We start from the raw sequence: 22,466 nt of genomic DNA, 5'->3' as shown, positions 1-22,466 counted from the left end.
CGGGCAGCCCCGAAGGGCTGCCCGTTTCGCGTCGTTCTGGACGCCGTCGTTTAACGACGGAGACCCAGACGCTGGATCAGGGACTGATAGCGCTCGAAGTCCTTGCGCTTCAGGTAGTCCAGCAGCTTGCGGCGCTGGTTGACCATGCGAATCAGACCACGACGGGAGTGGTGATCCTGCTTGTTGGTCTTGAAGTGATCCTGCAGGCCGTCGATGTTGGCGGTCAGCAGGGCCACCTGCACCTCAGGGGAACCGGTGTCGTTGTCGCCACGGCCGTATTCGTTGACGATCTCGGCCTTCTGCTCGGCTGTCAGTGCCATCTGTCTCTCCAGTTCAGCAATATGCCTGAATGATGTGAATGTCGGAGACCACGCATATTTGCAGTCTCCACGCCGGCCCCGAAGGGTCGGTTCATGCCGAGTCCGCCTCGGCGGTGCTCAGCAGGCGGCGCGGGGCAATCTCCCCCGCCGCTCTCACCACGCCGAGCCCCAGGAAGGTCTCGTCGCGATAGAGTCTGGCCAGGCCGTCGACCGGCAGATCACCGGTATCACACCTGGCGCTCTGGCCATGCAGCAGGCGGCTGGCCGCCGCCTCGTCCAGGGCCAGCCTGGGCAGGTCGGCCACCAGCACGTCCACCGGCAGCAGCACGCCCTCGCGTGTGGCCTGATCCGACAGCGCCTCGAGGGCCTCCGGCGTCAGCATGCCGTCGGCGCCGAAGGGACCGGTCGCCAGCCGTCGCAGGACGCTGATATGGGCGCCGCAGCCGAGCGCCTCGCCGATATCCTCGGCCAGGGTCCGGATGTAGGTGCCCTTGCTGACCCGCACCTCGAGTTCGAAGGCCGCGCCCTCGAACGAGAGAAGGCGCGCATCATACACCGTCACGCGGCGCACTGCACGCTCCACGCTCTTGCCCTCGCGGGCCAGCTCGTAGAGCTTGCGCCCCTGGTGCCTGAGCGCCGAATACATCGGCGGCACCTGGTCGATCTCGCCGGTGAAGCGTTCGAGCACGCCGCGCAGGTCGGCCTCCTCGAGCGGCGGCACCTCGCGGCGCTCGACAACCTCGCCCTCGGCGTCGCCGGAGTCGGTGATCGTCCCGAGCTCGACCCGGGTGCGATACGTCTTGTCGGCGTCGAGCAGGAAGGCCGAGAACTTGGTCGCCTCGCCGAAGCACACCGGCAACAGCCCGGTAGCCATCGGATCGAGGGTGCCGGTGTGGCCGGCCTTCTGCGCCTGGAACAGGCGCCGGGCCCGCTGCAGCGCGTGGTTGCTGGACGCGCCCTGGGGCTTGTCCAGCAGCAGCACGCCGTTCACCGGCAGCCCGCGACGGCGACGCGCCATCAGTCGCGCTCTCCCTCGCCGCGCTCGCCGTCGTCACCCTCGGCCTCGTCGTCGTGACGGTCGCGATCGCTCGCTACCGCCTCGTCGATCAGCGAGGACAGATGCTGGCCACGCACCACGCTCTCGTCGTAGTGGAAGCGCAGCTCCGGCACGTGACGCAGCTTGATGCGGCGGGCGATCTGACCACGCAGGAAACCGGCGGCGCGCTTGAGCACGCCGAGGTTCTCCTTGATCCGCTCGGCATCCTGCTCGCCGAGCAGCGTCACGTAGACGTCGGCGTAGCCGAGATCACGGCTGACCGTGACCCCGCTGACGGTGACCATGCCCAGGCGCGGATCCTTGATCTCGCGCTGGATGAGTACCGCCAGCTCCTTCTGGAGCTGGTCGGCTACCCGGTCGGTACGCTTGAACTCGCGCATGATCGGCTCCTCGCGGTCAGAGCGTCCGCTCGACCTTGACCTGATCGAAGACCTCGATCTTGTCGCCGACCTGGACGTCGTTGTAGTTCTTCACGCCGATACCGCATTCGATACCGCTGCGAACCTCGTTGACGTCGTCCTTGTAGCGGCGCAAGGACTCGAGCTCGCCCTCGTAGATCACCACGTTCTCGCGCAGCACGCGGATCTTCTTGTGGCGATAGACGGTGCCCTCGACCACCATGCAGCCGGCAACGGCGCCGATCTTCGGGGCGCGGAAGACGTCGCGAACCTCGGCCACGCCGACGATCTCTTCCTTCCACTCCGGCGCGAGCATGCCGCTCATCGCCTGCTTGACCTCGTCGATCAGCTGGTAGATGACGCTGTAGTAGCGCAGGTCGAGGCCTTCGCGCTCGATGATCTCGCGAGCGGCGGCGTCGGCACGCACGTTGAAGCCGACCACGATGGCGTCACTGGCCAGGGCCAGGTTGGCGTCGGTACCGGTGATACCGCCCACGCCGGAGGACACCACGGCGACCTGCACTTCGTCGGTCGACAGCTCCTCGAGCGCACCCTTGATGGCTTCCAGGGAGCCCTGGACGTCGGCCTTGAGGACGATGTTGACCTTGGCGACCTCTTCCTGGCCCATCTGGGAGAACATGTTCTCCAGCTTGGCCTTCTGCTGACGAGCCAGGCGCACCTCGCGGTACTTGCCCTGACGGAAGTTGGCGACCTCGCGGGCCTTCTTCTCGTCGTCGAGGACCATGAAGTCGTCACCCGCTTCCGGGGTGCCGTCCAGGCCCTGGATCTCGACCGGCATGGCCGGGCCGGCTTCGTCGACCTGCTGGCCGAGCTCGTTGATCAGCGCACGCACGCGGCCGTAGTGCAGGCCGGCGAGCACGATGTCGCCCTTCTTCAGGGTGCCGTTCTGGACCAGCACGGTGGCCACCGGGCCGCGGCCCTTGTCCAGGCGGGACTCGACCACCACGCCCTTGCCGGGCGCCTCGGGCACGGCCTTGAGCTCGAGCACCTCGGAGACCAGCTGGATCGACTCGAGCAGGCCCTCGATGCCTTCGCCGGACTTGGCGGAGACGTGCACGAACTGGGTGTCGCCACCCCACTCCTCGGAGATCACGCCGTGCTGGGACAGCTCGTTCTTGACGCGATCCGGATCGGCGCCCTGCTTGTCGATCTTGTTGACCGCGACGACCATCGGCACGCCGGCGGCCTTCGAGTGCTCGATGGCCTCGATGGTCTGGGGCATGACGCCGTCATCGGCGGCCACCACCAGCACCACCACGTCGGTGGCCTTGGCACCGCGAGCACGCATGGCGGTGAACGCCGCGTGGCCCGGGGTATCGAGGAAGGTCACGCCGCCGTGATCGTCCTCGACGTGGTAGGCGCCGATGTGCTGGGTGATGCCGCCGGCCTCGCCGGTGGCGACCTTGGCACGACGGATGTAGTCGAGCAGCGAGGTCTTGCCGTGGTCGACGTGACCCATGACGGTCACGACCGGCGAGCGAGTGATTTCCTCGCCCTCGTAGGAGATGTTCTCGAGGACCTCGGTCTCCAGCGCATCGTCCTTGACCAGCTTGGGCTTGTGGCCCATCTCCTCGACCACGATGGCCGCGGTGTCCTGATCGATGGTCTGGTTGATGGTCACCGCCGCGCCCATGGTGAACATGGTCTTGATGACCTCGTTCGCCTTGATGGACATCTTGTCGGCCAGGTCGGCGACGCTGATCGACTCGGGGATCGAGACCTCGCGGACGATCGGCTGCGTCGGCTTCTGGAAGCCGTGCTTGCCGCCGCCCTGGCTGCCACCGCGACGGCCGCCGCGACGCTCGGCGCGCTTGGCCTTCTTGCCGCCGCGACGACGCTCCTCGCGATCGCCACGATCGTCTTCACGCTCGTGACGGCCCTTCTTGCCGGCCTTCTTGCCGGCCGGGGCGGCGCGACGATCGGTACGGCCTTCCTTCGGCGGCGCCGGCGGCTGCTCGGTCGGGGCCGGGGTTTCCAGCTCCGGCACCGGGATCTCCGGCTCGACCTTGGCGGCCGCTTCGGCCTGGGCCTTCTCCTCGGCCTCGCGAGCGGCCTTCTCCTCGGCACGCTTGGCTTCTTCCGCCTGGCGCTTGGCCTCGGAATCGGCCATGTCGCCGACCAGCTGACGCGGACCGTGATCCTCCGCCTTCGGCTCCTCGACGGGCTTCTCTTCCTCGCGCTTGACGTAGGTGCGCTTCTTGCGGACCTGCACCTCGATGCTCTTGCCGCGATCGCCACTCTTGATGCGGCTGCGCGTCTTGCGGGTCAGGGTGATACGGTTCTTGGGTGCGGCCTGCTCGGCGCTCCCGCCGTGACTCTTGGTGAGATAGTCCAGCAGCTGACGCTTGTCCTCTTCGGATACGGCGTCGCCTTCGGACTTGTGCTTGAGCCCGGCTTCTTTCATCTGTTCCAGCAGACGAGGCACTTCACGCCCCACCTTTGCTGCAAAATCCTTAACGGTCATTTCTGACATTACGACCCTCCTCAGCCCGTGACCCGTTTACTGTTCGCTCTCGAACCAAGGCGCACGGGCAGTCATGATCAGTGCCGCGGCGCGCTCCTCGTCCAGTTCCTCGATGTCCGTCAGATCGTCGACGGACTGTTCGGCGAGGTCCTCCATGGTCTTGATGCCGCGGCTGGCCAGGATGTAGGCCAGGTGACGCTCCATGCCGTCCATTTCAAGCAGGTCGTCGGCCGGCTCGGCACCATCGAGTTCTTCCTCGGAGGCGATGGCCAGGTTCAACAGCTCGTCCTTGGCGCGAGCGCGCAGCTCCTCGACGAGATCCTCGTCGAACTCTTCGATCTCCAGCATTTCCTCCGCCGGGACGTAGGCGACCTCCTCCAGGGAGGTGAAGCCCTCTTCGACGAGCAGACGAGCCACGTCGTCGTCGATGTCCAGGTGCTGGATGAAATGCTCGACCAGGCTATCGATCTCCTGGTCGCGCTTGGCCTCGGCCTCGGCCTCGGTCATGACGTTGAGACGCCAGCCGGTGAGCTCGGAGGCCAGGCGCACGTTCTGGCCGCTACGGCCGATGGCCTGAGCCAGGTTGTCCTCGGCGACCGCCACGTCCATGGCGTGGGAATCCTCGTCGACGAGAATCGAGGCGACATCCGCCGGCGCCATGGCGTTGATCACCAGCTGGGCGGGGTTGTCGTCCCACAGCACGATGTCCACGCGCTCGTTCTGCAGCTCGGTGGACACCGCTTGTACCCGCGAGCCGCGCATGCCCACGCAGGCGCCGACCGGGTCGATGCGACGGTCGTTGGTCTTGACCGCAATCTTGGCCCGCGAGCCCGGATCGCGGGCCGCGCCCTTGATCTCGATGAGCTGCTCGGCAATTTCCGGCACCTCGATGCTGAACAGCTCGATGATCAGCTCCGGGCAGGTACGCGACAGGATCAGCTGGGCGCCGCGGGCCTCCGGATCGACCTTGGTCAACAGCGCGCGGACGCGCTCGTTCATGCGATAGCGCTCGCCCGGGATCATCTCGCTGCGCGGCAGGAAGGCCTCGGCGTTCTCGCCGAGATCGATGATCAGGCCGTCGCGTGTCGTCTTCTTGACGATGCCGGCGACCAGCTCGCCTTCGCGGTCGGCGTAGAGGCGCACCACCTCGGCCCGCTCGGCCTCGCGCACCTTCTGCACGATGACCTGCTTGGCGGTCTGGGCCGCGATGCGACCGAAGGCGGCGTTCTCGATCTGCTCCTCGACCACGTCACCCAGGCCCAGCGGCGGATCGCGACGCTCGGCGAAGGTCAGCTTGATCTGGGCGTCCGGGCCGTCGAAGTCGTCGTCCTCGACGACCTCCCAGCGGCGGAACGTCTCGTAGTCACCGGTCACGCGGTCGATGTGTACCCGCACGCTGACCTCTTCGTCCTCGAAACGCTTGCGTGACGCGCTGGCCAGCGCCGCCTCGACGGCCTCGAAGATCACCTCGCGGGGGACACCCTTTTCGTTGGAGATCGCGTCGACGACCGCCAGAATCTCTTTACTCATGCCTTAGCCTCGCCAGAAAACCCGTCCTTGTGCATCGACCTCAGTCTTCGAACTGCGGCACGACCCGCGCCTGATCGATGCTCTCGATGGGAAAGCAGTATTCCTCGTCGTCGAGCCGCACCAGCACCTCGTCGTTCTCGACGCCGGCCAGCAGGCCCTGGAACTTGCGCCGCCCGTCGAACGGCACGCGCAGCTTCACCGCCACGTGGTGGCCGGCATAGCGCGCGAACTGCTCGAGGGTGAACAGGGGACGATCCATCCCCGGGGAGGACACCTCGAGCCGATATTCACCGCTGATGGGATCCTCGACGTCGAACACCGCACTGACCTGGCGGCTGACGTCGGCGCAGTCATCCACATTCACGCCATCGGCGTGATCGATGTAGATCACCAGACGGGAGTGTTTGCCCTGGGACAGGTAGTCGATGCCCCACAGCTCGAACCCCATGGCCGAGACCACCGGTTCGATCAGCGCGTGCAGCGCAGCATCCTTGGTTGCCACGGAAGAAAGCTCCTACAGCCGTTGCATCAGGCACCTGGCCGGGAGTGAACAGGAAAGTCAGGTGGCTGATTGGCGTTGCCCGGATCAGCGCCGCCGATGCTTGCCGGCGAGCTGGCCGCTAACAAAAAGCCCCTTCACAGGAAGGGGCTTTTCAAGAAACCTGTATACCACTTCTCGGCGTCTGACATGCCCCTTAAAGGCCCTGCATGTCGACAGGAAGATGGTAGCGGGGACCGGATTTGAACCGATGACCTTCGGGTTATGAGCCCGACGAGCTACCAGACTGCTCCACCCCGCATCAATCTAGGTCGGTGATTCTATGCTGACTCAGCGTCTCCGTCAAGCCGCATCACACCGTTTCGCCAATCCTGCGATGAAGATCCGATGCACAACGATGAGATCGTCGGATCGGCTTCAGGAATGGTGCCGAAGGCGGGACTTGAACCCGCACGGCCGTAAGGCCACTACCCCCTCAAGATAGCGTGTCTACCAATTCCACCACTTCGGCATCAGGGGAGGCCGGATTCACGACTCAGTTTCCGTCGCTGCTCTCCAGCACTGGCGCAGCATTATCCGCACTCGAGGAGCCTTCGTCAAGGGACGGCACGGAATTTTGCTGCTGTTCGATCAGCTTGGCATCGGGAATCCCCGTTTCCTTCGGTGCCTGGCCGGCCTGGGAGGCGAAATACGCCAGGGTCAGGGAAGTGGCGAAGAAGGCCGCGGCCAGCACGCCGGTGGCGCGCGACAGGAAGCCGCCGCTGCCGCGGGAGCCGAATACGGTCTGGGAAGCGCCGCCGCCGAAGGAGGCACCGGCGTCGGCGCCCTTGCCCTGCTGCAGCAGGATCAGGACGACCAGAGCGATGGCGATCGCCACGTGGATCATGAGAATGGCAACTTGCATGGTATCAACCTGCTGACTGGCAAATGGCTAGGAAATCGTCGATTTTCAGGGAAGCACCGCCCACCAGGCCGCCGTCGATGTCCGGCTGGGCGAGCAGCTCGGCGGCGTTGTCGGCCTTCATGCTGCCGCCGTAGAGCACCTGCATGGCGGCGGCGAGCTCGGCATCGTAGCGCGTGAGCCGCGCGCGGATGGCGCCGTGCACCGCCTGGGCCTGGTCCGGGGTCGCGGTGCGGCCGGTGCCGATGGCCCACACCGGCTCGTAGGCGATCACCAGCGCCGCGCGCTGGGCTGCGTCGAGGCCGTCGAGCACCGCCTCGAGCTGACCGAGCACCACCGCCTCGGTACGCCCGGCATCGCGCTCCTCGAGAGACTCGCCCAGGCACAGCACCGGTGTCAGCCCGACGCCCAGCGCCGCACGCACGCGGGCCAGCACGGCGGCGTCGTCCTCGCCGAACAGGGTCCGCCGCTCGGAGTGACCGACCAGAACCATCCGCACGCCGCAGTCGCGCAGCATCTCGCCGCCGACCTCGCCGGTGAAGGCGCCGGAGGGCCGATCGCTCAGGGTCTGGGCCCCGAGGGCCAGCGGGCCGCCCTCGAAAGCACGAGCGGCGGCTTCCAGATAGGGAAAGGGCACCATCAGCGCCACCGACACGCCGTCCGGCAGCGCGGCATCGCGAAAGGCCCGGCCGAACTCATCGACCAGTTGACGGGACCCGTTCATCTTCCAGTTGCCGGCAATCAGCGGCGTAGGCATGCAGCTTCCCTCTTTCAAGGTGGAGCGAAATGGTATAGGAGCGGCCCTGTCAAGACAACCAGCCTCAGGACAGCAGCCCCTCCACGTCGGCCGCCAGGCGGCGAGCCAGACCGTCCACGTCCAGGTGCGGGCGTCCCTCGACCATCACCCGGATCAGCGGCTCGGTGCCGGAGGGACGCAGCAGCACCCGCCCCTGGTCGCCGAGCTCGGCCTCGACGGCGGCCACCGCGCGCTGCAGCGAGGCCTCCTCCATCAGCGCCCGGGCATCGCTGCCCGGCGTCAGCCGCACGTTGACCAGCGCCTGGGGGGCCTTCTCCAGGCCGTCGAGCAACCGGCCCAGCGGCTTGCCTTCGCGCACCATGATCGCCAGCACCTGCAGGGCGGAGACGATGCCGTCGCCGGTGGTCTGCACATGGCCGCAGACGATATGGCCGGAGGACTCGCCGCCGAGCCGCCAGTCGTTGGCCGCCAGGCGCTCCATCACATAGCGGTCGCCGACCCTGGCCCGCTCGAAGGGCACGCCCATCGACTCGAGCGCGGCGGCCAGGCCGAAGTTACTCATCAGGGTGCCGACCACGCCGCCGCCCAGCTCGCCGCGGGCGTGGCGGTCGCGGGCGATCATGTAGAGGATGTCGTCGCCGTCGATCTCGCGACCGTCGGCGTCGACCATCAGCACCCGATCGCCGTCGCCGTCGAAGGCGACGCCCAGATCGGCGCCGCTGCGGATCACCGCGGCGCGCAGCGCGGCAGGATGGGTGGAGCCGACCTCACGATTGATGTTGAGGCCGTCCGGCTCGGCGCCGATCACTTCCACCTTGGCATCCAGCTCGCGGAACACGCTGGGGGCGATGTGGTAGGTGGCACCGTGGGCGCAGTCGATCACCATCTTCAGACCGTGCAGGTCGACGCGGTCGGGAATGGTCGACTTGCAGAACTCGATGTAGCGGCCAGCGGCGTCGTCGGCGCGACGCACCTTGCCCAGGGCATCCGGCGCCACCGTGGTCAGCGGCTCCTCGAGCATCGCCTCGATGCGCTCCTCGACCGCGTCGCCGAGCTTGGTGCCGGCGGCGGAGAAGAACTTGATGCCGTTGTCGGCGAACGGATTGTGCGACGCCGAGATGACGATGCCGGCGTTGGCGCGGAAGGCCCGCGTCAGGTAGGCGATGCCCGGCGTCGGCATCGGGCCGAGCAGGATGACGTCGACGCCGGCCGCGGACAGCCCGGCCTCCAGCGCCGACTCGAACATGTAGCCGGAGATGCGGGTGTCCTTGCCGATCACCACTCGCGCGCGGCCGACCTTCTCGGCCAGCACCCGGCCGGTGGCCCAGCCCAGCTTGAGCATGAAGTCGGCGGTGATGGGCGGCTCGCCCACCGTGCCGCGGATTCCGTCGGTTCCGAAGTAACGCTTAGTCATCGTGGCGGCCCTCCTCGAGCACGGCCCAGGTCATGTTGATCGCATCCACGTGGGGGGCCACGTCATGCACGCGAAGAATCCGTGCGCCGCGCTCGACGGCCAGCGCCGACAGCGCCAGGCCGCCATGCAGGCGCTCCTCCACCGGGCGATCCAGCACCTTGCCGATCATGCTCTTGCGCGACATGCCCACCAGCAGCGGCAGGCCGAGCGCCTCCAGACGCCCCAGGCGATGGAGCAGGCGCAGGTTGTGCTCGACGCTCTTGGCGAAGCCGAAGCCCGGGTCGAGGATCAGCCGTTCGCGACGCAGGCCGGCGGCCTCGCACTCCGCCACCCGCCGCTCGAGGAAGTCGGCCACCGCCTCCTCCACCGGCACGTCGTAGCGGGGCGCGTCCTGCATGTCGCTGGGCTCGCCGAGCATGTGCATCACGCACACCGGCAGGCCGCTGGCGGCGGCGGCGCGCAGGGCGCCCTCGCGGCGCAGGTTGCGCACGTCGTTGAGCATGCCGGCGCCGGCCTCGGCCGCGGCAGTCATCACCTCGGGGGCGCTGGTGTCCACCGACACCAGGGCATCGAACTCGCGCACCAGCGCCTCGACCACCGGCACCACCCGGTCGAGCTCCTGCTGCAGCGGCACCGCCTCGGCGCCGGGCCGGGTGGACTCGCCGCCGACATCGATGATCGCCGCGCCTTCGGCCAGCATGCCCTCGGCGCGCCGCAGGGCATCGTCGAGGGCATTGTGCCGACCGCCGTCGGAGAAGGAGTCGGGAGTGACGTTGAGGATCCCCATCACGCGGGGAAAGGAGAGATCGAGCCGGTGCCGGCCACACTGGAGAGAGGTGGGAGCGCTGTTGTGCATCGTTGTCCTGAGCGTGTTCTGAAAGCGGGGAATGACGTCCCCTGCCACGGCAAGGGCGCCCCGCAGGGCGCCCGATGATCGTCTAGCTCGCGGTGGTTCAGTTGCCGGCCGGCCCGCCCAGCGGGTCGGAGGGACGGCGACCCGAGGATTCCTCCTCGTCGCTGTCGTCGTCGGCCCTGGGCTCCTCCTGGGGCGCCTCGCCGATCGGCGCGCCGGGACCGGGGCCGTCGTCGTCCCAGCCCTTGGGCGGACGCGGGGTGCGGCCGTCCATGATGTCCTTGAGCTGGTCGGCGTCGATGGTCTCGTACTGCACCAGCGCCTCGGCCATGGCGTCCAGCTTGTCGCGGTTGTCCTCGAGGATCTGCTTGGCCTGGGCGTAGCACTCGTCGATGATCCGCCGCACTTCCTTGTCGAGCTTGGTGACCGTCTCACCGGACTTGAGCTTGCCGCCGCTCTGGCCCGGGCCGCCGAGGAACTGGTGGGACTCGTCCTCGTCGTACATGATCGGCCCCATCTCCTCGGACAGTCCCCACTTGGCCACCAGATTGTGGGCCAGCTCGGTGGCGCGCTTGATGTCGTTCGAGGCGCCGGTGGTCACGCCGTTCGGGCCCAGCGTCATCTCCTCGGCCAGGCGGCCGCCGTACAGCGAGCAGATCTGGCTGATGATCTGCTGACGCGACAGGCTGTAGCGATCCTCCTCGGGGAGGAACATGGTCACGCCCAGCGCGCGGCCGCGCGGAATGATGGTGACCTTGTAGACCGGATCGTGCTCCGGCATCACCAGGCCGATGATGGCGTGGCCCGACTCGTGATAGGCGGTGTTGAGCTTGTCCTTCTCGGTCATGACCATGGAGCGGCGCTCGGCGCCCATCATGATCTTGTCCTTGGCCAGCTCCAGCTCCTCCATGCCCACCAGTCGCTTGTTGCGACGGGCGGAGAACAGCGCCGCCTCGTTGACCAGGTTGGCCAGATCGGCGCCGGAGAAGCCCGGCGTGCCGCGGGCGATCAGCGACGGTTTGACGTCGTCGGCCAGCGGCACCTTGCGCAGGTGCACGTTGAGGATGTGCTCGCGGCCGCGGATGTCGGGCAGCGGCACGGTGACCTGACGGTCGAAGCGGCCCGGGCGCAGCAGCGCCGGGTCGAGCACGTCGGGACGGTTGGTGGCGGCGATGACGATGATGCCTTCGTTGGCCTCGAAGCCGTCCATCTCGACCAGCAGCTGGTTCAGGGTCTGCTCGCGCTCGTCGTTGCCGCCGCCCATGCCGGCGCCGCGCGAACGGCCCACGGCATCGATCTCGTCGATGAAGATGATGCAGGGCGCCTGCTTCTTGGCCTGCTCGAACATGTCGCGCACGCGCGAGGCGCCCACGCCGACGAACATCTCGACGAAGTCGGAGCCGGAGATCGAGAAGAACGGCACCTTGGCCTCGCCGGCGATCGACTTGGCCAGCAGCGTCTTGCCGGTACCCGGCGGGCCGACCATCAGCACGCCGCGGGGGATGGTACCGCCCAGGCGCTGGAACTTGGTCGGATCGCGCAGGAAGTCGACCAGCTCCTCGACCTCTTCCTTGGCCTCGTCGCAGCCGGCCACGTCGGCGAAGGTGGTCTTGATCTGGTCCTGGGAGAGCAGCTTGGCCTTGGACTTGCCGAAGCTCATCGGCCCGCCCTTGCCGCCACCGCCGCCCTGCATCTGGCGCATGAAGAACATGAAGATGGCGAGGATCAGCAGGATCGGGAAGCTGGCGATCAGCAGCCGCGTCCACAGGCTCTGCTGCTCGGGCTTCTGACCGATCACGGTGACGTCGTGGGCCAGCAGGTCATCCATCAGCTTCGGGTCTTCCGCCGCCGGCCGGATGGTCTGGAACTGGGAGCCGTCGGTACGCTTGCCATTGATGGTATAGCCATCGATGGTCACGCTCTCGACCTGCTCGTTCTGCACCTCTTCGACGAACTGGGAATAGTTCATCGTCTGGGGTGTATTCTCGACGCTGAAGTTGTTGAACACCGTCAGCAGCACCGCCGCGATGACCAACCACAGAATCAGGTTCTTCGCCATGTCGTTCAAGGGACTACCCTCAATTGCAAGAATCTGTCGGCCGTATACGCCTGGCCCTTCGACACTACCCTACCACGCCCGTTCGGCCAGCAGGCCAGGCACGGCACCTGTCCTCACTGTGACACAGACACGCGATGATGTCCGGCCATGGCATCGTTAGCCTGAAACTATCGGCTACCCGCCCGGCGACGCGGCTCAGCCGCGGAACCCCTCCGCCAGCAGGTAGACCTCGCGGGAGCGCGCCCGGGACGCCTCCGGCTTGCGCGTCACCACCCTCTTGAAGCTACCGCGCAGCTCCTTCAGGTAGGCATCGAAGCCTTCGCCATGGAAGACCTTGGCCAGGAAGGTGCCGCCGGGCGACAGGGTCTGTCGCGCCAGGTCCAGGGCCAGCTCCACCAGATACATCGCCTGGGGCTGATCGATGGCGGCCATCCCACTCATATTGGGGGCCATGTCCGACATCACAAGGTCCACCGGGCGATCGCCGAGGCGGGCGAGGATCTCGTCGAGCACGTGCTCCTCGGTAAAGTCGCCCTGCACGAAGTCGACGCCGGCCAGGGCGTCCATCTCGAGGATGTCGGAGGCGATGACGACGCCATGGTCGCCGACCTTCTCGGCGGCGATCTGGCTCCAGCCGCCGGGGGCGGCGCCCAGGTCGATGATCGTCATGCCGGGCTTCAGCAGCTTGTCCTTCTCGTCCAGCGCCAGCAGCTTGTAGCTGGCCCGCGAGCGATAGCCGTCCTGCCAGCTCTGCTGGACGTAGCGGTCGTCGAAGTGTTCCTTCAGCCAGCCGGCGCTGCTCTTGCTGGCGCCACGCTTGGAGCCCTTGGCCCGGGCGTCATGGGAAGATGCCACGGCATCACCTGTGAGAAATCTGGATGACAGGGGGTCGAGCGGATTCCGGAAACCGGGGATGGGGAAGCTGACCTTGCGGGCCGGTCGAGGAGGCGGTGAGAGCCGGCCGCGCTTTCGCCGCGAGGCGATTCACCGTACCATGTGCGCTGCGCGCCAACCGGGAAGAAGCAAGATACCATGAGCTTGTCACAGGCACAAAAGAAAGCATTTCGCAGCATCGGCCACCATCTCGACCCCGTCGTCACGGTCTCCGAGAACGGCCTCTCCGAGGGCGTGCTCGCCGAGCTCGACCGGGCACTGCGCGACCACGAGCTGGTCAAGGTCAAGCTGGCGCTGAGCGAGCGCGAGGACCGCGCCGCCGTGCTGGAGGCCCTGGTCGCCGAGAGCAAGGCCGAGCTGGTGCAGAAGATCGGCAAGGTCGCCCTCTTCTACCGCCACAACCCCAAGGCCAATCCGAAGCTCTCCAACATCAAGCGCTTCGAGGAGCATCACGGCCGGCGCTGAGGTGGCCAAGCGGCCAAGAATAGCTAACGGCCGCCCAACGAGAAGCCCCGCCGACAAGAGTCAGCGGGGCTTCTTTATGCCGATTTGCCGCCTCTACACCAGCCGCCCGTCACCGAGCGGCCTGGCGCCTGCAGCTTGACGCTCGGCGCTTACAGGTGCTCGACGCTCGAGATCTCGTACTCGACGTCGCCGCCGGGGGTACGCACCAGCACCACCTCACCCTCTTCCTTGCCGATCAGGGCACGGGCGATGGGCGAGGTCACGGAGATCTGACCGGCCTTGATGTCGGCCTCGTCCTCGCCGACGATGCGGTAGGTCACCTCCTCGTCGGTATCCAGATTCATCAGCTCCACGGTCACCCCGAAAATCACCTTGCCGGTCTTGGGCAGCTTGGTGACATCGATGACCTGTGCGTTGGAGAGCTTGCCCTCGATCTCCTGGATACGCCCCTCGATGAAGCCCTGCTGCTCGCGGGCCGCATGATACTCGGCGTTTTCCTTGAGGTCGCCGTGCTCGCGCGCCTCGGCGATGGCCGCGATCACGTTCGGGCGGGCCTCGCTCTTGAGGTGTTCGAGCTCGTCGCGCAGACGCTGCTCACCGACGACGGTCATCGGGACCTTGTTCATTGACTGACTCCTGCATGCTGTTCCTGTAGCCGCCGCACGGTGATGGCATTGCCGTACTCGAGCGCCAGACAAACGGCCTTGGCCCCTGCCAGGGTGGTGGCATAGGGAACCTTGCGGGCGAGTGCGGTGCGGCGGATCACCGAGGAATCATTGATGGCCTGACGGCCCTCGGTGGTATTGACGATATAGGCGATTTCGTCGTTCTTGAGCAGATCGACGATGTGTGGACGACCCTCGTAGACCTTGCTGACGATCTCCACGGGCAGATCGGCCGCTTGAAGGGCCGCCGCCGTGCCACGGGTCGCACAAAGGGTGAAGCCCAATGTTAACAGAGAACGGGCCACCTCGATAACACCCGCCTTGTCGGGCTCGCGCACGGACAGGAACGCCTTGCGCTCGCCTTCCAGCGACGGAATCGCCTCGCCGGCACCCAGCTGCGCCTTGTAGAAGGCCTCGGCGAAGGTCTCGCCGGAACCCATCACCTCGCCGGTGGACTTCATCTCCGGCGACAGGATCGGGTCGACGCCCGGGAACTTGTTGAACGGGAAGACCGCTTCCTTGACGCTGTAGGTCGTCGGCACGATCTCGGCCACGAAGCCCTGGTCGGCCAGGCTGATGCCGGCCATGCAGCGCGCCGCCACCTGGGCCAGCGAGGTGCCGATGCACTTGGAGACGAAGGGCACGGTGCGCGAGGCGCGCGGGTTGACCTCGATGACGTAGATCTCGCCGTCCTGCCAGGCCAGCTGCACGTTCATCAGGCCGTTGACGCCGAGCTCCACCGCCATGCGCTTGACCTGGTCGCGCATCTCGTCCTGCACGTCGGCCGGCAGCGAGTACGGCGGCAGCGCACAGGCGGAGTCGCCGGAGTGCACGCCGGCCTGCTCGATGTGCTGCATGATGCCACCGATCACCACCTGCTGGCCGTCGGAGACGGCGTCGATGTCGACCTCGATGGCGGCATTCAGGAAGTGGTCCAGCAGCACCGGCGAGTCGTTGGAGACCTTGACCGCGTGGGTCATGTAGTTCTCCAGCTCGGAGGCGTCGTAGACGATCTCCATGGCCCGGCCGCCGAGCACGTAGCTCGGGCGCACCACCAGCGGATAGCCGATCGCCTCGGCCTTGGCGAAGGCCTCGTCGAAGCTGCGCGCGGTGGCGTTGGGCGGCTGCTTGAGGCCCAGCTTGTCGATCATGGTCTGGAAGCGCTCGCGGTCCTCGGCGCGGTCGATGGCGTCCGGGGTGGTGCCGATGATCGGCACGCCGGCGGCCTCGAGCTCGCGGGCCAGCTTGAGCGGGGTCTGGCCGCCGAACTGCACGATCACGCCGGCCGGCTGCTCCTTGTCGGCGATCTCCAGCACGTCCTCCAGAGTCACCGGCTCGAAGTAGAGGCGGTCACTGGTGTCGTAGTCGGTGGAGACGGTCTCGGGGTTGCAGTTGACCATGATGGTTTCAAAGCCGTCATCGCGCATGGCGAGAGCGGCGTGGACGCAGCAGTAGTCGAACTCGATGCCCTGGCCGATGCGGTTCGGACCGCCGCCGAGCACCATGATCTTCTTCTTGTCGCTGACCTCTGCCTCGCACTCCTCCTCGTAGGTGGAGTACATGTAGGCGGTGTCGGAGGCGAATTCGGCCGCGCAGGTGTCCACCCGCTTGTAGACCGGGCGGATGCCGGCCTTCTGGCGCGTCTTGCGGAACTCCTTCTCGGCCACGCCGAGCAGCCGCGCCAGGCGGGCGTCGGAGAAGCCCTTGCGCTTGAGCTGCCACAGGTCACGGGCACTCAGCTCGGACAGCGAGCGCTTGGCCAGGGACTGCTCGGTCAGGATCAGGTCCTCGAGCTGGACCAGGAACCAGCGGTCGATGTTGGTCAGCGCGAACACGTCCTCGACGCTCATGCCGCTGCGCATGGCATCGGCGACGTAGAAGATGCGGTCGGCGCCGGCGGCCTGCAGCTCGCCCTTGATCTGCGCCATCGCCTCGTCGGTGAAGCGGGTGATCTTGGGGTCGAGGCCGTCGTTGCCGGTCTCCATGCCGCGCAGCGCCTTCTGCAGCGACTCCTGGAAGGTGCGGCCGATCGCCATCACCTCGCCCACCGACTTCATCTGGGTGGTCAGACGATCGTTGGCCTGGGGGAACTTCTCGAAGGTGAAGCGCGGAATCTTGGTCACGACGTAGTCGATGGACGGCTCGAAGGACGCCGGGGTGCGACCGCCGGTGATGTCGTTCTGCAGCTCGTCCAGGGTGTAGCCGACGGCCAGCTTGGCGGCGATCTTGGCGATCGGGAAGCCGGTGGCCTTGGAGGCCAGCGCCGAGGAGCGCGACACCCGCGGATTCATCTCGATGACCACCACGCGGCCGGTCTTCGGATCGACACCGAACTGGACGTTGGAACCGCCGGTCTCGACGCCGATCTCGCGCAACACCGCCAGGGAGGCGTCGCGCATGTTCTGGTATTCCTTGTCGGTCAGCGTCTGGGCCGGCGCCACGGTGATGGAGTCACCGGTGTGCACGCCCATGGGGTCGAAGTTCTCGATGGCGCAGACGATGATGCAGTTGTCGTTCTTGTCGCGAACGACCTCCATCTCGTATTCCTTCCACCCCAGCAGCGACTCGTCGATCAGCAGCTCGTGGTTGTTGGAGAGCTCGAAGCCGCGGGTGCAGATCTCCTCGAACTCTTCCTTGTTGTAGGCCACGCCGCCGCCGGAGCCGCCCATGGTGTAGGACGGACGGATGATGACCGGGAAGCCGAGCTCGCCCTGGATCTCCCAGGCCTCGTCCATGGTGTGGGCGACCTTGGCCTTGGGGCACTCCAGGCCGATGCGCTTCATGGCCTGGTCGAACAGGTCACGGTCCTCGGCCATGTTGATGGCGTCGGCGTTGGCGCCGATCATCTCCACGCCGTGCTTGGCGAGCACGCCGTGCTTGTCCAGGTCGAGGGCGCAGTTGAGCGCGGTCTGGCCGCCCATGGTCGGCAGCACGGCATCGGGCTTCTCGGCCTCGATGATCTTCTCCACCGCCTGCCAGGTGATCGGCTCGATGTAGGTGGCGTCGGCCATCACCGGGTCGGTCATGATGGTGGCCGGGTTGGAGTTGACCAGGATGACCCGATACCCCTCTTCGCGCAGGGCCTTGCAGGCCTGGGCGCCGGAATAGTCGAACTCGCAGGCCTGGCCGATGACGATGGGGCCGGCGCCGATGATCAGGATGCTCTGGATGTCGGTACGTTTTGGCATGACGGTTCCCGCGGCTAATCGGTGTAAAGAAGGACTCGATGGTGACTGAGGATCAACGCTTAGCGGCGTTCCTTCATCATGGAGATAAAGCGGTCGAACAGCGGCGCGACATCGCGCGGCCCCGGGCTCGCCTCCGGGTGGCCCTGGAAGCTGAAGGCCGGACGGTCGGTGCGCTCGATGCCCTGCAGGGTGCCGTCGAACAGCGAACGGTGGGTCGCGCGCAGGGTCGCGGGCAGGGACGCCTCGTCCGCGGCGAAGCCGTGGTTCTGGCTGGTGATCATCACGTGGCCGGTGTCGAGATCCTGGACCGGATGGTTGGCACCGTGGTGGCCGAACTTCATCTTCTCGGACGTCGCGCCGCTGGCCAGCGCCAGCAGCTGGTGGCCGAGGCAGATGCCGAAGATCGGCAGCTCGGTCTCGAGCAGCTCGCGGATGGCGGCGATGGCGTACTCGCAGGGCTCGGGGTCGCCGGGGCCGTTGGAGAGGAAGATGCCGTCCGGCTTCAGCGCCATGACCTCGCTGGCCGGGGTCTGGGCCGGCACCACGGTCAGCCGGCAGCCGCGGGAGGCCAGCATGCGCAGGATGTTGCGCTTCACGCCGTAGTCGTAGGCGACCACGTGGAAGGGGCGCTCGGCATCGGCGGCATCGGCGTAGCCGGCACCCAGGGTCCACTCGCCCTCGCTCCACTCGTAGGCGGACTGGCAGGACACCACCTTGGCCAGGTCCATGCCCTTGAGGCCCGGGAAGGCCTTGGCGGCTTCGAGGGCGCGTGCCTCGGCGCCCTCGCCCTCGGCGTCCGCGCCGGCCAGGATGGCGCCGTTCTGGGCCCCCTTGTCGCGCAGGATGCGGGTCAGGCGGCGGGTGTCGATGTCGGCGATGCCCAGCACGTTCTGGCTCGCCAGATAGTCGGAGAGCGACTGCTCGGAGCGGAAGTTGCTGGCCAGCAGCGGCAGGTCGCGGATCACCAGGCCGGCGGCGGCGATGGCACCGGACTCGACGTCCTCGGCGTTGATGCCGGTGTTGCCGATGTGGGGATAGGTCAGGGTGACGATCTGTCGGGTGTAGGAGGGGTCGGTGAGAATTTCCTGATAGCCGGTCATGGCCGTATTGAACACCACCTCACCGCTGGTTTGCCCATCGGCGCCAATGGCGGTGCCATGAAACACACTGCCATCTTCCAAGGCCAGTATCGCGGGTTTGTTCAATGCAACGTCCTCCCATATTTTCACAGACAGCTTTCGAGACAGCTCGTCAAGGATAGGCTCGGCAGGCCCCCGTCGGGTGAAACGCCCCACCGCCCTTCGGCCCGTAAAAAAGCGGGACGAAACCCGACATGGAAGACCGGTTTCATCCCGCTTGTTGTCATTCGCTCGGAATGCTGGGCCGACGCAACAAGCGCTTGCGCGGCGAAGGGCCGTCGCCCGGCCAAAATTTGGGGGATTTTAAAGCATCCGCGGCCGCTCGACTACCCCCTCGATGCAGATCGATGGCTCACTTCAGGCCGATCACGTCCTGCATGTCGTAGCGGCCGGCCGGACGCTCGTTCACCCAGCGCGCCGCTCGCACCGCGCCCTTGGCGAAGGTCATGCGGCTGGAGGCCTTGTGGGTGATCTCGATGCGCTCGCCCTCGGTGGCGAACATCACCGTGTGCTCGCCGACGATGTCGCCGGCGCGCACGGTGGCGAAGCCGATCTCCTTGTCGGTGCGCGGACCGCACTGACCGACGCGCTCGAACACGCCGTATTCCTTGAGCGGACGCTCCAGGGCGTCGGCCATCACCTCGCCCATCTTCAGCGCGGTGCCGGAGGGCGCGTCGACCTTGTGACGATGGTGGGACTCGATCACCTCGATGTCGTAACCCTCGTCGCCCAGCGCCCTGGCGGCGGTCTCGAGCAGCTTGAGGGTCAGGTTCACGCCGACGCTCATGTTGGGGGCGAAGACCATCGGCACGCGATCGCGGTAGCCGTCCAGCTCGGCCAGCTCGTCGTCGGAGAGGCCGGTGGTGCCGATCACGATGCGCTTGCCGTGCTCGGCGCAGAACGCCAGATTGGAGAGCGTCACCTTGGGGGCAGTGAAGTCGATCAGCACGTCGAAGTCGTCGACGATCTGCGCCAGGGAATCGACGGCAGCGACGCCGAGCTTGCCCTGACCGGAGAGCTCGCCGAGATCGGCGCCGATGAGCGAACTACCCGGCTCGACGATGCCGCCGGCCAGGGTGGCTTCGGCATCCTGCTGCACGGCGTTGACCAGGGTGCGGCCCATGCGGCCGGCGACACCGACGATGGCGATACGGGTCATGCGAGACTCCTGACGTTGACGGATCGAAAGATGGCCGGAGTATATCAGAGGCCCGAGGCCGGCCGCGCCGTCAGCCGCGCCGCCCGCCGGCCTCAGGCGCGTCGTCGCCGCGGGCCAGCAGCAGGCCGGTGGCCAGCACCACCAGGGCGGCGCCCGGCAGCCACACCCAGCCGAGGCGCGACGGCGTCTCGACGAACAGCCACAGCATCGAGACGAAGGGCACCAGGTAGCCGTAGGCGGTGATGCTGGCCGGGCCGAGCACCGACGTGGCGCGCTGCATCAGCCAGAAGGTCAGGGCACTGGAGCCGAGCCCCAGATAGACGATCAGCAGGGCGTCGCGCCCGCTCATGGTCGCGAGCCTGATCACCGGCTCCACGGCGAGCCCGAGCGCCCCGACCAGCACGCCGCCGAGCGCCAGGCTCCAGAAGGTGCGCACCGCCGCCGAGGCGGGCAGCCGTCCGGACACCAGGCCGCGTCGCGACAGCACCGGGTACAGCGCCGAACACAGGCAGCCGAGGAAGAACACCGCCTCGCCGGTGCCGAAGCGCCACGCCCCGCCGCGCTGCCAGGCCTCCGCCGCGGCCAGCCCCAGGGCGCCGAGCGCCCCCAGCGCGAGGATCGCCGGCAGCCGCCAGGCCAGGCGCTCCACGCCGACCGCCAGCCCCATGCCGTAGGCCAGCAGCGGCACGCTGACATAAAGGGTCGACATGGACAGCGCCGTGGCATGATGAGCGGCCCAGAACATGGCACCGAAGAAACCGGCCAGGCACGCCCCCATGGCGGCAAACCACGGCAAGGCCCGGCGCCCAGGCCAGCGCTCGGGCGCGCGGCGCACCAGCGCCCACAACCCCAGGCAGGCGATGAAGAAGCGCAGCGCGGTGAGCGAGAGCGGAGGCAGCTCGCCGAGCCACCCGACGACGGGAAACGACAGCCCCACCAGCAGCGCCCAGGCCAGCATGCCGAGATGGGCACCCCGCACCGGCGAGGCGGCGAGGCTCAGTTTTCCCAGACGATCTCCAGCGTTTCCTTGCCAGCCATGCGCTCGAGATGGCTCGCCACCACGCCCTCGAGGCGGTCCAGGCCTTCCTCGTCCAGCGCCTCGACGGCCACGTGCAGCCTGCCCGGCTCACTGGTCATCAGGCAGCTGCCCACGTCGAAGGTCACGCGTCCCTTGCCCTCTTCCTGCTCCACCTCCAGCTTGTGAGCCCAGTGCTTGCACAGCCGGTTGATCAGCTTGTCGCCGGACTCGGTGGCGATATCGGCACGTGAAATCGGCATCTCTGCTCTCCGCGTTCCAGTAGGGTGGGCCACCAGACTATGACGACGCCCACCGCGAACGCCAGCCCCGGCGACGGCAGCCTCGCGTTCGGCCAGGCGGGACCGCCGTGCCTGACGGTGGCCCGCGCGCTGCAGCGCCTCGCTCCGCCCGCCTCGACGGCGCCGGAGGATGCGGGCATACTGGCCGCCACTCGCGAACAGTAATGAGTCGCAAACGCTGGCGAGACCGAGAAACACCCTCGCCTTACCGAACCATGACAACGAGCCCGACACCGCCATGCCCAGCCCACTGTTGAACGCCGTCGCCGGCGCGGCCCTCGCCCTCGGCGCCACGACTGCACTGGCCGAGGAAATCACCGTCACCGACGTGGCCGGTCGCGAGGTCACCGTCGACGCCCCCGTGGATCGCGTGATCCTCGGCGAGGGGCGCCAGATCTACCTGCTCGGCGCACTCGAGCCGGAAGATCCCTTCCAGCACGTGGTGGGCTGGCGCGAGGACTTCTCCCAGGCCGACCCGGACAACTACGCCCGCTACGCGGCGAAGTTCCCCGAGCTGAAGGACATCCCGACCTTCGGCGGCTTCAAGGACGGCACCTTCGACGTCGAGCAGGCCGCCGCGCTGCAGCCGGACGTGGTGCTGATGAACCTCGAGGCCAGGGCCGCCACCGAGGACGCCGCCTACGACGACAAGCTGGCGCAGCTGGGCATCCCGATCGTCTACGTCGACTTCCGCGAGGATCCGCTGGCACACACCACGCCCTCCATGCGGCTGATGGGCGAGCTGCTCGGTGAGCAAGACGCGGCCGAGGCCTTCATCGACTTCTCCGAAAAACAGATGGCGCGCGTCACCGACGTCATCGAGGCCGCCGATCCCGAGCGTCCGCGGGTGTTCGTCGATCGCGCCGGCGGCTACTCCGACGACTGCTGCATGAGCTTCGGCCCGGGCAACTTCGGCGAATACGTCGAGCTCGCCGGCGGCACCAACATCGCCGACGGCATCATTCCCGGCACCTTCGGCACCCTGAATCCGGAGCAGATCATCGCCGCCAACCCGCAGCAGGTGGTGGTGACCGGCGGCCACTGGGACGCCTACGTGCCCGGCGGCGACTGGGTCGGCGTAGGCCCCGGCGCCGACCTGGACGCCGCCCGTGCCAAGCTCCAGGCGCTGACCGAGCGCACCGCCATGACCGGCATCGAGGCCGTCGACAACGACGACTTCCACGCCATCTGGCACCAGTTCTACAACAGCCCCTACTACTTCGTGGCGGTACAGCGGCTGGCCAAGTGGTTCCATCCCGAGCTGTTCCCCGACCTCGACCCTGAAGCCACGATGGAAGAGCTCCACAACCGCTTCCTGCCGGTGGACTACGCGCCGGGCTACTGGGTCTCGCTGAAGGATGACTGA

20 protein-coding genes and 2 tRNA genes are annotated in these 22,466 nt (G+C 67.2%); 2 read left to right on the top strand and 20 right to left on the bottom strand.

Translation table 11 applies throughout. The features are described from left to right. Positions 1-50: 50 nt before the first annotated feature. The 14 genes from rpsO to rlmE form a co-directional block, all read right to left on the bottom strand. Complete coding sequence (gene rpsO, locus MYL53_RS16225) at positions 51-320, bottom strand: 30S ribosomal protein S15 (protein ID WP_016853973.1); 270 nt, start codon at positions 318-320, stop codon at positions 51-53. A gap of 91 nt (positions 321-411) precedes the next feature. Then, positions 412-1,338 (bottom strand): tRNA pseudouridine(55) synthase TruB, encoded by a 927-nt coding sequence (gene truB, locus MYL53_RS16220; protein ID WP_247855032.1) that lies wholly within the window; start codon positions 1,336-1,338, stop codon positions 412-414. Beyond that, positions 1,338-1,757, bottom strand: coding sequence for a 30S ribosome-binding factor RbfA (rbfA, locus tag MYL53_RS16215; RefSeq protein ID WP_247855030.1), 420 nt, complete (start codon positions 1,755-1,757; stop codon positions 1,338-1,340). Before rbfA ends, truB begins: the two co-directional genes overlap by 1 nt. Positions 1,758-1,773: 16 nt before the next feature. Further along, a complete protein-coding gene (infB, locus tag MYL53_RS16210; protein ID WP_247855027.1) occupies positions 1,774-4,269 on the bottom strand; it encodes a translation initiation factor IF-2 in 2,496 nt (831 codons plus the stop codon). Positions 4,270-4,296: 27 nt separating this feature from the next. Next, complete coding sequence (nusA, locus tag MYL53_RS16205) at positions 4,297-5,790, bottom strand: transcription termination factor NusA (RefSeq protein ID WP_247855025.1); 1,494 nt, start codon at positions 5,788-5,790, stop codon at positions 4,297-4,299. 40 nt (positions 5,791-5,830) lie between these two features. Next, complete coding sequence (gene rimP / locus MYL53_RS16200; RefSeq protein WP_247855023.1) at positions 5,831-6,292, bottom strand: ribosome maturation factor RimP; 462 nt, start codon at positions 6,290-6,292, stop codon at positions 5,831-5,833. Between the two features lie 221 nt (positions 6,293-6,513). Then, positions 6,514-6,590, bottom strand: a tRNA-Met gene (locus MYL53_RS16195). 123 nt (positions 6,591-6,713) lie between these two features. Then, positions 6,714-6,800: transfer RNA gene (locus MYL53_RS16190), tRNA-Leu, on the bottom strand. Between the two features lie 24 nt (positions 6,801-6,824). Beyond that, a complete protein-coding gene (gene secG / locus MYL53_RS16185; RefSeq protein ID WP_247855021.1) occupies positions 6,825-7,193 on the bottom strand; it encodes a preprotein translocase subunit SecG in 369 nt (122 codons plus the stop codon). A gap of 4 nt (positions 7,194-7,197) precedes the next feature. Then, on the bottom strand, positions 7,198-7,947 hold the full coding sequence (gene tpiA, locus MYL53_RS16180) for a triose-phosphate isomerase (RefSeq protein ID WP_247855019.1): 750 nt from the start codon (positions 7,945-7,947) through the stop codon (positions 7,198-7,200). Between the two features lie 64 nt (positions 7,948-8,011). Continuing rightward, positions 8,012-9,361: a phosphoglucosamine mutase gene (glmM, locus tag MYL53_RS16175; protein WP_247855017.1), complete on the bottom strand. Its 1,350-nt coding sequence runs from the start codon at positions 9,359-9,361 to the stop codon at positions 8,012-8,014. Continuing rightward, entirely contained in the window at positions 9,354-10,217 is an 864-nt protein-coding gene (gene folP, locus MYL53_RS16170; protein WP_486606362.1) for a dihydropteroate synthase, read from the bottom strand. The genes glmM and folP overlap by 8 nt, the downstream gene beginning before the upstream one ends. Positions 10,218-10,314: 97 nt before the next feature. Continuing rightward, positions 10,315-12,282, bottom strand: a complete 1,968-nt coding sequence (gene ftsH / locus MYL53_RS16165; protein WP_247855015.1) for an ATP-dependent zinc metalloprotease FtsH — start codon at positions 12,280-12,282, stop codon at positions 10,315-10,317. A 186-nt stretch (positions 12,283-12,468) separates the two neighbouring features. Continuing rightward, on the bottom strand, positions 12,469-13,128 hold the full coding sequence (rlmE, locus tag MYL53_RS16160) for a 23S rRNA (uridine(2552)-2'-O)-methyltransferase RlmE (protein ID WP_247855014.1): 660 nt from the start codon (positions 13,126-13,128) through the stop codon (positions 12,469-12,471). A gap of 177 nt (positions 13,129-13,305) precedes the next feature. On the opposite strand from rlmE, the gene yhbY reads away from it, so the two are divergent. Then, positions 13,306-13,632 carry a ribosome assembly RNA-binding protein YhbY gene (yhbY, locus tag MYL53_RS16155; protein ID WP_247855012.1) on the top strand — a complete coding sequence of 109 codons (327 nt, stop codon included), beginning with the start codon at positions 13,306-13,308 and terminating at the stop codon, positions 13,630-13,632. A gap of 149 nt (positions 13,633-13,781) precedes the next feature. On the opposite strand, the gene greA is transcribed toward yhbY, so the two are convergent. The 6 genes from greA to MYL53_RS16125 form a co-directional block, all read right to left on the bottom strand. Further along, positions 13,782-14,258, bottom strand: a complete 477-nt coding sequence (gene greA, locus MYL53_RS16150) for a transcription elongation factor GreA (RefSeq protein WP_247855009.1) — start codon at positions 14,256-14,258, stop codon at positions 13,782-13,784. Beyond that, positions 14,255-17,485: a carbamoyl-phosphate synthase large subunit gene (gene carB, locus MYL53_RS16145; RefSeq protein ID WP_247855008.1), complete on the bottom strand. Its 3,231-nt coding sequence runs from the start codon at positions 17,483-17,485 to the stop codon at positions 14,255-14,257. The genes greA and carB overlap by 4 nt, the downstream gene beginning before the upstream one ends. A gap of 59 nt (positions 17,486-17,544) precedes the next feature. Further along, positions 17,545-18,690 (bottom strand): glutamine-hydrolyzing carbamoyl-phosphate synthase small subunit, encoded by a 1,146-nt coding sequence (carA, locus tag MYL53_RS16140; RefSeq protein WP_247855007.1) that lies wholly within the window; start codon positions 18,688-18,690, stop codon positions 17,545-17,547. A 286-nt stretch (positions 18,691-18,976) separates the two neighbouring features. After that, positions 18,977-19,783 (bottom strand): 4-hydroxy-tetrahydrodipicolinate reductase, encoded by an 807-nt coding sequence (dapB, locus tag MYL53_RS16135; protein WP_247855004.1) that lies wholly within the window; start codon positions 19,781-19,783, stop codon positions 18,977-18,979. Between the two features lie 70 nt (positions 19,784-19,853). Then, entirely contained in the window at positions 19,854-20,741 is an 888-nt protein-coding gene (locus MYL53_RS16130) for a DMT family transporter (protein ID WP_247855003.1), read from the bottom strand. Positions 20,742-20,779: 38 nt separating this feature from the next. Beyond that, a complete protein-coding gene (locus MYL53_RS16125) occupies positions 20,780-21,061 on the bottom strand; it encodes a DUF2218 domain-containing protein (protein WP_247855001.1) in 282 nt (93 codons plus the stop codon). Between the two features lie 277 nt (positions 21,062-21,338). On the opposite strand from MYL53_RS16125, the gene MYL53_RS16120 reads away from it, so the two are divergent. Further along, positions 21,339-22,466 (top strand): ABC transporter substrate-binding protein, encoded by a 1,128-nt coding sequence (locus tag MYL53_RS16120; protein ID WP_247854998.1) that lies wholly within the window; start codon positions 21,339-21,341, stop codon positions 22,464-22,466.

It is taken from the genome of Halomonas getboli, from assembly GCF_023094245.1.
Lineage (GTDB): Bacteria > Pseudomonadota > Gammaproteobacteria > Pseudomonadales > Halomonadaceae > Halomonas > Halomonas getboli.
Note: the sequence above shows the minus strand (reverse complement) of the source record. Positions and strands in the feature narration are given on the sequence as shown.

Excerpts from the sequence above, each read along its gene's own strand:
- rpsO (WP_016853973.1), bottom strand. The coding sequence starts at position 320 with ATGGCACTGACAGCCGAGCAGAAGGCCGAGATCGTCAACGAATACGGC.
- truB (WP_247855032.1), bottom strand. The coding sequence starts at position 1,338 with ATGGCGCGTCGCCGTCGCGGGCTGCCGGTGAACGGCGTGCTGCTGCTG.
- rbfA (WP_247855030.1), bottom strand. The coding sequence starts at position 1,757 with ATGCGCGAGTTCAAGCGTACCGACCGGGTAGCCGACCAGCTCCAGAAG.
- infB (WP_247855027.1), bottom strand. The coding sequence starts at position 4,269 with ATGTCAGAAATGACCGTTAAGGATTTTGCAGCAAAGGTGGGGCGTGAA.
- nusA (WP_247855025.1), bottom strand. The coding sequence starts at position 5,790 with ATGAGTAAAGAGATTCTGGCGGTCGTCGACGCGATCTCCAACGAAAAG.
- secG (WP_247855021.1), bottom strand. The coding sequence starts at position 7,193 with ATGCAAGTTGCCATTCTCATGATCCACGTGGCGATCGCCATCGCTCTG.
- tpiA (WP_247855019.1), bottom strand. The coding sequence starts at position 7,947 with ATGCCTACGCCGCTGATTGCCGGCAACTGGAAGATGAACGGGTCCCGT.
- glmM (WP_247855017.1), bottom strand. The coding sequence starts at position 9,361 with ATGACTAAGCGTTACTTCGGAACCGACGGAATCCGCGGCACGGTGGGC.
- folP (WP_486606362.1), bottom strand. The coding sequence starts at position 10,217 with ATGCACAACAGCGCTCCCACCTCTCTCCAGTGTGGCCGGCACCGGCTC.
- yhbY (WP_247855012.1), top strand. The coding sequence starts at position 13,306 with ATGAGCTTGTCACAGGCACAAAAGAAAGCATTTCGCAGCATCGGCCAC.
- greA (WP_247855009.1), bottom strand. The coding sequence starts at position 14,258 with ATGAACAAGGTCCCGATGACCGTCGTCGGTGAGCAGCGTCTGCGCGAC.
- carB (WP_247855008.1), bottom strand. The coding sequence starts at position 17,485 with ATGCCAAAACGTACCGACATCCAGAGCATCCTGATCATCGGCGCCGGC.
- dapB (WP_247855004.1), bottom strand. The coding sequence starts at position 19,783 with ATGACCCGTATCGCCATCGTCGGTGTCGCCGGCCGCATGGGCCGCACC.
- MYL53_RS16130 (WP_247855003.1), bottom strand. The coding sequence starts at position 20,741 with ATGCTGGCCTGGGCGCTGCTGGTGGGGCTGTCGTTTCCCGTCGTCGGG.
- MYL53_RS16125 (WP_247855001.1), bottom strand. The coding sequence starts at position 21,061 with ATGCCGATTTCACGTGCCGATATCGCCACCGAGTCCGGCGACAAGCTG.
- MYL53_RS16120 (WP_247854998.1), top strand. The coding sequence starts at position 21,339 with ATGCCCAGCCCACTGTTGAACGCCGTCGCCGGCGCGGCCCTCGCCCTC.